Source organism: Streptomyces sp. A0642 (genome assembly GCF_004795105.1).
Classification (GTDB): domain Bacteria; phylum Actinomycetota; class Actinomycetes; order Streptomycetales; family Streptomycetaceae; genus Streptomyces.
On record NZ_SSBL01000003.1, the window covers coordinates 451989 to 459314 of the forward strand.

Here is a 7326-nt window from a genome sequence, read left to right on the forward strand (position 1 = left end):
CGCGCAGGCGTGTGAGGACCACCCTTCGGGACCGGTCGGCCAGGCGCACCGGTGGCACGGGACACCTACGCCTCGGCAAGGACGGGTTTGTTCGCAGTCCTGCCGAGGAAGCACGCGTGCGAGTGCGGGCGGCAGCGGTCCGTCAGGCAGTGAGGAGGGAGTCGTCCTGAGGGCGCGCGCCGGGCAGTTGGTGGCGCGCCGCGATGAGGGCGGCGTCTATGTCGCGGGTGCCGGTGGAAACGCACAGCGTGTAGGCGATGTCGTCCATCCGCTGCCGGACTTCGGCGTCGCCTTTTTCAGCGTGCAGAATGCTCAGGGTGTCGTACTGCTCGATGAGATTCCGCAGGACCGCGGGGTGTGCCATGAGCACCGGGCGTCTCCTTGTCGTCGTCACACACGTGGGTCATTCAGCGCCTCGCCTACCCCGGCCCCGGGGCGGTACACCACCCTCGGTGCTGATCTCCGGCCGATCCGCGCCGACGTGACCGGGACGCGACGCCGCACCGCGCTCCGCCGGGGCTCATGCGACCGACGGGACCGGGCCGCCGCCGACGCGGGGCTCGATCGTGCAGGCGCCCTCCTCACGCCAGAGGAATTCGGTTGCGCCGGAATCGGCGAGCCCCATGAGGTAGCCCCATGGGCGATGCCACGGAACAGACGCGAGGGGCCGGGCCGGGACGAGACCGCGTGGTCACGGCACAACCGGCAGCATGGCGCCGGTCGGCGGTGCTCGCAGCCCTGATGCTGGCCGCCTTCACCTTCAACACCGCGGAGAACCTGCCGATCGGCCTTCTCGGACCCCTCTCCGAAAGCCTGCGGGTGTCAGTGTCAGCGGTCGGTCTGTTGGTCACCGGCTATGGCGTGACGGTGGCCGTCGCGTCCTTGCCTCTCGCCCACGTCATGCGCGCCGTGCCACGACGGCATGCGCTCACGGGACTGCTGGCCGCGCTGGTGCTGTCCAGTCTGGTTGCGGCGTCGGCGACGTCGTACTGGCTGCTCCTCGGGGCACGCCTGCTGACAGCGCTCGCCCAGGCGCTGTTCTGGGCTGTGATGGGGCCGGTCGCGGTGGGCCTGTTCGGCCCCGAGGTCCGTGGGCGTGTGGTCGGGGCCCTTTCGTTCGCCGGTTCGCTCGCCCTCGTGCTCGGCGTTCCCCTCGGGACGTGGCTGGGCCGGCGGAACGGCTGGCCGGTGCCTGTCGCCATGCTGGCGGCTCTGGCGCTCGTCTCTCTGGTGACGATCACCACCTTGCTGCCGACTACGCGTCCGGAGGAGGAGCCGGCCGCCTACGGAATCGATCCCGACGCCCGCCGGTTCAGGATCGTGCTGGCGGCCGGGACCCTTTCCGCCACCGGGGCGTTCACGGGATACACGTACATCGTGAAGTTCCTGGAAGACGTGAGCGGGTTCTCCCCGAGCGCGGTCACTGCCCTGCTCGTGGCCTTCGGCGTGGCGTGTCTGGCCGGGGTCAGCATCACAGGCGCCTTGCTGGACCGCTTTCCCCGGGCCGCCCTGACCACCGCCCTCGCCACGCAGGCCGTGGGCATGCTCGGCCTGTACACGGTCGGCACCGATCCGGTGGCGGCGGTGGTGTTCCTGTCGCTGATGGGCGGTGCCCTCGGACCGGTGTTCATGACTGCCCAGAACGCGATGCTGCATTGCGCACCGGGCCGCACGGACATGGCCCTCGCGGCCAACTCCGGCTCCTACAACGCCGGAATCGCGATGGGTGCCGCGCTCGGAGGACTCGTCCTGCCGCTCGCCGGCGTACGCGGCACATTCCTCGCCGGCGGGCTGCTGACCGTCGGGGCGTGCGCGGTGATACTTGGCGGACGACTGGGTGCCCCGGCAGGTCGAAAGCGGGAGCAGGAGAGGGAGTAGCGCACCGTCGGAGTGACTCCCTCCCGCCAGTGGTCCGGGGCGGACGTACGGGATGCCGCCCTGAACCCGAACCCGCCGCCGAAGGCCCGCCCCGCCGACATCCGGGGTGTACGGGGTAGTGACGGATCCGCCGAAGCGGAGGAGGAGCAGCGCCTTGGCGGGGGCGGTGGGGGCGTCCGCGGGGCGGCCCACAGGGCGCGGACCCGGCCCGCCTCGCTGCTTGGCTCTGGTGGGGCCGACTGTCCGGCCGGCCCCCCGGAGTCAGAGGTTGATCATGTGGCCGGTGAGGCCGTGGAACGCTTCCTGGAGTGCCTCGCCGAGGGTGGGGTGCGTATGGACGTTGCGGGCGAGTTCGGCGGCGGTCAGATCCCACTTCTGCGCGAGGGTGAGCTCGGGGAGGAGTTCGGCGACGTCGGCGCCGATCATGTGTCCGCCGAGGAGCTCGCCGTGCTTCGCGTCGGCGACGAGCTTGACGAAGCCGCCCGGTTCGCCGAGGCCGTGGGCCTTGCCGTTGGCGGTGAAGGGGAACTTGGCGACCAGTACGTCGTGGCCTTCGTCGCGGGCCTGCTGCTCGGTCAGCCCGAACGAGGCGACCTGCGGCTGGCTGAACGTCGCGCGGGGCATCATCCGGTAGTCGCCCAGCGGCATCGTCTCGGCCCCGGCGAGGGTCTCGGCGGCGACGACGCCCTGCGCCTCGGCGACATGGGCGAGTTGGAGCTTGGCGGTGACGTCGCCGATCGCGTACAGGTGCGGTACCGAGGTCCGCATGTGCTCGTCGATCGCGACGGCGCCCCGGTCGGTGAGGGCGACGCCCGTGTTCTCCAGGCCGTATCCGGTGGTGCGCGGGGCGAAACCGACCGACATGAGGACCTTGTCGGTACGGATCTCCGACCGCTTGCCGTCGGCCGTGGTGTACGTGACCGTGACGGAGGATCCCTCGTCCTTGACGGCCTCGACCTTGGCGGAGGTCAGGAGGGTGACGCCGAGCTTCTTGTACTGGCGCGTGATCTCCTTCGACACCTCGGCGTCCTCGTTGGGCAGGGCCCGGTCGAGGAATTCGAGGATCGTGACCTCGACACCGTAGTTGCGCAGTACGTAGGCGAACTCCATGCCGATCGCTCCGGCGCCGACGATGACGATGGAGGCGGGCAGCTCACGCTGAAGGATCTGCGTCTCGTAGGTGACGACGTTCTCGCTGAGCTCGACGCCCGGCAGCAGCTTCACGGTGGAGCCGGTGGCGATGACGGCGTCGTCGAAGGTGACGGTCTGCCTCCCGCCGGCGGTGAGGGCGACGTCGATGGTGCGGGCGTCGGTGAAGGTGCCGTGGCCGTCGATCTCGGTGATGCCGTTCTTCTTCATGAGGAAGTGCACGCCTTTGACCCGGCCGTCGGCCACCTGCCGGCTGCGGTCGTAGGCCGCGCCGTAGTCGAAGCTGACGTCGCCCGAGATGCCGAACTGCGCGGCCTGGTGGTGGAAGGTGTGGGCGAGTTCGGCGTTGCGCAACAGTGCCTTGGAGGGAATGCAGCCGACGTTCAGGCAGATGCCTCCCCAGTACTGCTTTTCGATGACGGCGACACTCTTGCCCAGCTGGGCGGCGCGGATCGCGGCGACGTAGCCGCCGGGCCCGGCGCCGAGGACGACGACGTCGAAGTGCGTGCTGCTCATGGACGTTCTCCTTCTTGTTGCCCCGGGTCATCGTCCTGCCGGCGGCAGGCAGTCACATCGCGGGACGACGAGCCGCCCACTGTCCCGGTCTGGTGGAGGGGCGGCTCGTGCACGCTGGGGTCAGGCGTGGACCAGGGGCGGGCAGTGGGTTGTCCCGCCTCGCCGCCGCCGTACAGGGTAGCCGGGAGGTGATCAGTCTCCTTCCGTCAAAGCCGCGTGCGCGGCCTCGAGAATCTCCTCGGAGAGGGGGGAGCCGTTGGTGGCGCGGGAGAGGACCAGCGCGCCGAACAGGGTGCAGAGGCGGACGAGGCCGTCCTCGTCGTCGGTGGCGAGGAAGCCGGCGAAGCCGGCCACCCCTTCGGCATAGACACGACGGGCCTCCGGCCCGCCGCCTTCGCGCGCGATGTCGCCGGCGAGCGCGGCGACCGGGCAGCCCCCCGCCGCGTCGTCGCGGTGCTCGACGGAGAGGTACGTGTCGATCAGCGTCTGCTGGGCCGCCCCGCGCCGCCCGTCGTGCTCGAGCCCGGCGGTGTAGCGCTGCGAGAGCTGGGCGAAGGCGTGGGCGGTGGCCTCGTCGACGAGCGCCTCCTTGGAGGCGAACTGCTTGTAGAAGGCGCCGTGGGTGAGGCCGGCCGCTTTCATCAGGTCGGCGACGCTGACCTGTGTGCCCTGCTCCCGGAACAGCCGGGATGCGGTGTCCACCACCCGCATGCGATTTTCCTGCGCCTGTGCCTGCGATACGCGGCCCATGACCGCCTCCCATTTGGATGTCGACTGGCATCTATCATAGGCCTGTGTTTAGATTGGATGCATAATCTAAATCGTGCGGGTGGCCCGAGGCGCCTGCTGGACCAGGAGCGGACATGGAACTCGACAATGCGGTAGCGGTCGTCACCGGCGCCAACCGGGGGCTTGGCCGGCACCTGGCCGCCCAGCTCATCGAGCGCGGCGCGAAGGTGTACGGCGCGGCCCGGCGCCCCGAGACGGTCGACGTGCCGGGCGTCATCCCGCTGAGGCTGGACGTCACCGACGAGGCGTCGGTCAAGGAGGCCGCACGCGTGGCGTCCGACGCGACCCTGCTGATCAACAACGCGGGCGTCTCCACCGGCGCGACCCTGATCGGAGGCGACACGGTCGAGGTCCGCCGGGAGATGGAGACGAACTTCTTCGGCCCGCTCGCCGCGACCCGCGCATTCGCCCCCGTCATCGAGGGCAACGGCGGCGGCGCCGTACTCAACGTCCTGTCCGCCCTGTCCTGGTTCCACCCGGCCGGTCTCGGCTCCTACGCCGCGTCCAAGGCCGCAGCGTGGGCGCTGACCGACGCGACCCGTGAGGAGCTGGCACCGCGCGGCATCACCGTCTCGGCGCTGCACGTCGGCTACATGGACACCGACATGGCCGCGGCCGTGCCCGCCGATCAGAAGGTCGCCGCCGCCGAGGTCGCGGCCCAGGCCCTGTCCGGCATCGAGACCGGCCTGCCCGAGATCCTCGCGGACGAGACCAGCCGGTACGTCAAGCAGAGCCTGTCCGCGGCACCCCAGCCGAACGCGGGCTGACGCTCACCCCTCCACCCCGGCGCGGCCGCCTCCCCGCCCCTCGCGCACGGACCTCCCGTGTGTGGCACGGCCTTCGGACACCGGACCCGACCGCGTGTCTCCGAGTACGCGCTCGGCATCGCGAACTCCCGCCCAGCGGGTGTTCCGGGTGCGCGAGCGCGCCACCCGTTCCGTGGCGGCCGCGAGCGCCCCCATCATCGGCCCGCGACCTCTCCCGGCTCCGCAGTCACCTCGGCGCCTTCGATGTCCAGCTGACCGACGAGCAGGACACCCGTCCGATGCCGGAGCAGTGTCGCTCGGCGTGCCGTACGAGGGGAGCGCCGCCTCCCCGGACCGGCTCCAGGGAGGCGGCGTCGATCGCGGCACCGGCCCCGTGACCTGAGGGGGGAACGCGGGAGCGCGCGGTGCGCCCGCGCCGCAGCCCGGAAACAACACAACTGTCTCGTACGGGAGAAGCCCGGCGCGAGTGGAACCCCGCCTTCTCACGGACGGGAACAGAACGGAGACGATGAGGAAGGCCTTCATGGTCGAGAAGTACGGCGGCCGGGCCGGGATGCGCGCCGCCGAGGTACCCGAACCGGAGGTGGGTGCCGACGACGTCCTGGTCAGGATCCACGCGGCCGGCGTCAACCCGCTGGACCTCAAGGTGCGCAAGGGCGACTTCAAGGCGTTCATGCCGTACCGCCTTCCGCTCGTGCTGGGCAACGACCTCGCCGGGACGGTCGTCCGGGCCGGCCCGTCCGTCACCCGCTTCGCGGTGGGCGACGAGGTCTACGCCCGCCCGGACAAGGACCGCATCGGGACGTTCGCCGAACGCATCGCCGTCCACCAGGACGACCTGGCGCCCAAGCCGGCCACCCTCACCATGGCCGAGACCGCCTCCCTAGCTCTGGTCGCCCTGACCGCATGGCAGGCCCTGGTCGAGCGGGCGCGGATGCGGCCGGGCCAGAAGGTCCTCATCCACGCGGGCGCCGGCGGCCTGGGCTCCATCGCCGTCCAGCCGGCCAAAGCGCTGGGCGCGCACGTGGCCACCACCGTGAGCACCGCCAAGGTCGGCCTGGCCGGCGACCTCGGTGCCGACGTCGTCGTCGACTGCCGCACCCAGGACTTCGAAGAGGTCCTCGGGGGTACGACGTCGTCCTCGACAGCCTCGGCGGCGAGAACCCCGCCAGGTCCCTGCGCGTGCTCAAGCCCGGCGGCCTGGCCATCAGCGTGGCGGGACCGCACCCGACTTCGCCCGGCCGGGCAGGGGTGGGGCGCGTGACCGGCGCACGGGGGCGCGGCGGATTTTGTTCGTGCCGGAGAGTCTGCGGGCGCACGCCGACGGTTATCCGGATTCGTTCGGGTCGTAATCAGTGATACGCGCACAATAGGGGCACCGGGTGGCTGGATGTTTCCCCTGAGGGCGCGTTGGCATATGTCGGGGGCGAGCCGGGGAGTGGTTGCCGGATTGCGGACTCGCAGGCAATGGGCTGGATTTCGCGTCTTCGGCCGTTGAGGGTCCTCTATTGTGATTGCACGGGACGGGTCAATCCGGGCAAGTCTTGGTGGGCCCGTCGGCGCGGCCTCCCTGTATCCAGGTCCACCGTAATTCCGTCGTGCGTGGCCGTTAGTGCTCCGCAACGGGGGGTAGGCGGGGGCGTGGACGGAGGGAATTGATCTGCGCAAGCGTGTCCGAAAATCGCTGATGAACATGTCGTGGAAAGCGTGAGAACGGGACAGGGGGCGGTCGTGAGCAATCCTTTTGATGACGAGTCGGGGCGGTTCGTGACGCTGGTGAATGGTGAGGGTCAGTACTCGCTGTGGCCGGCGCATCTCGACATCCCGGGCGGCTGGAGTGTGGGGGGACCGGAGGGATCGCGTCAGGAGTGTCTGGATGCGATCGAGGCCGCATGGACGGACATGCGACCCGCGAGTCTGGTGCGGGCGATGGAGGCCGGCACGGGATAGGGCCTCCGGGCCGCGAGAGAGCCCCGGGTCGTCGGGGGTGTCCGCTCGCCTCTGGGTGTCTGCGGGTTCTGAGACTTCTGCCTGATCGAGTGTGCTCACATTCGGGCAAAATCGATCAGGTAGAAGTGGTCATCGATCATATCGTGTCCGCAAGATTTCATGCCGCTTTCATATGGCTGTCGTGAATCACCGGTTGACTTCCGCGTGATTCCTCTCTGATTCATGAAGGCCGCGAAGTGCCTTGCCGAGTGCCGGAGTCGGCAAGGATCCCGGTGCT

The 7326-nt window shown here is 70.1% G+C and carries 6 protein-coding genes and 1 pseudogene; 4 read left to right on the forward strand and 3 right to left on the reverse strand.

The features are described from left to right. Nucleotides 1-142: 142 nt before the first annotated feature. Nucleotides 143-370 (reverse strand): DUF5133 domain-containing protein, encoded by a 228-nt coding sequence (locus E6R60_RS09095; protein WP_136325921.1) that lies wholly within the window; start codon nt 368-370, stop codon nt 143-145. A 371-nt stretch (nt 371-741) separates the two neighbouring features. On the opposite strand from E6R60_RS09095, the gene E6R60_RS09100 reads away from it, so the two are divergent. Further along, the gene (locus tag E6R60_RS09100; RefSeq protein WP_206309363.1) at nt 742-1878 is read left to right on the forward strand and encodes an MFS transporter; all 1137 of its coding nucleotides are present in this window, start codon (nt 742-744) and stop codon (nt 1876-1878) included. Between the two features lie 261 nt (nt 1879-2139). On the opposite strand, the gene lpdA is transcribed toward E6R60_RS09100, so the two are convergent. Both lpdA and E6R60_RS09110 read right to left on the reverse strand, forming a co-directional pair. Next, the gene (gene lpdA / locus E6R60_RS09105) at nt 2140-3543 is read right to left on the reverse strand and encodes a dihydrolipoyl dehydrogenase (protein ID WP_136325922.1); all 1404 of its coding nucleotides are present in this window, start codon (nt 3541-3543) and stop codon (nt 2140-2142) included. A gap of 192 nt (nt 3544-3735) precedes the next feature. Next, nucleotides 3736-4293, reverse strand: coding sequence for a TetR family transcriptional regulator (locus tag E6R60_RS09110; protein ID WP_136325923.1), 558 nt, complete (start codon nt 4291-4293; stop codon nt 3736-3738). A 113-nt stretch (nt 4294-4406) separates the two neighbouring features. On the opposite strand from E6R60_RS09110, the gene E6R60_RS09115 reads away from it, so the two are divergent. The 3 genes and pseudogenes from E6R60_RS09115 to E6R60_RS09125 all read left to right on the forward strand — a co-directional run bounded on the left by E6R60_RS09115 (nt 4407) and on the right by E6R60_RS09125 (nt 7049). Then, the gene (locus tag E6R60_RS09115) at nt 4407-5099 is read left to right on the forward strand and encodes an SDR family oxidoreductase (protein ID WP_136325924.1); all 693 of its coding nucleotides are present in this window, start codon (nt 4407-4409) and stop codon (nt 5097-5099) included. Between the two features lie 508 nt (nt 5100-5607). Continuing rightward, a pseudogene (locus E6R60_RS09120) lies at nt 5608-6329 on the forward strand (NADP-dependent oxidoreductase); the annotation flags it as partial. A 501-nt stretch (nt 6330-6830) separates the two neighbouring features. Then, on the forward strand, nt 6831-7049 hold the full coding sequence (locus E6R60_RS09125) for an MbtH family protein (protein WP_136325925.1): 219 nt from the start codon (nt 6831-6833) through the stop codon (nt 7047-7049). Nucleotides 7050-7326 lie beyond the last annotated feature (277 nt).

Excerpts from the sequence above, each read along its gene's own strand:
- E6R60_RS09100 (WP_206309363.1), top strand. The coding sequence starts at position 742 with ATGCTGGCCGCCTTCACCTTCAACACCGCGGAGAACCTGCCGATCGGC.
- lpdA (WP_136325922.1), bottom strand. The coding sequence starts at position 3,543 with ATGAGCAGCACGCACTTCGACGTCGTCGTCCTCGGCGCCGGGCCCGGC.
- E6R60_RS09110 (WP_136325923.1), bottom strand. The coding sequence starts at position 4,293 with ATGGGCCGCGTATCGCAGGCACAGGCGCAGGAAAATCGCATGCGGGTG.
- E6R60_RS09115 (WP_136325924.1), top strand. The coding sequence starts at position 4,407 with ATGGAACTCGACAATGCGGTAGCGGTCGTCACCGGCGCCAACCGGGGG.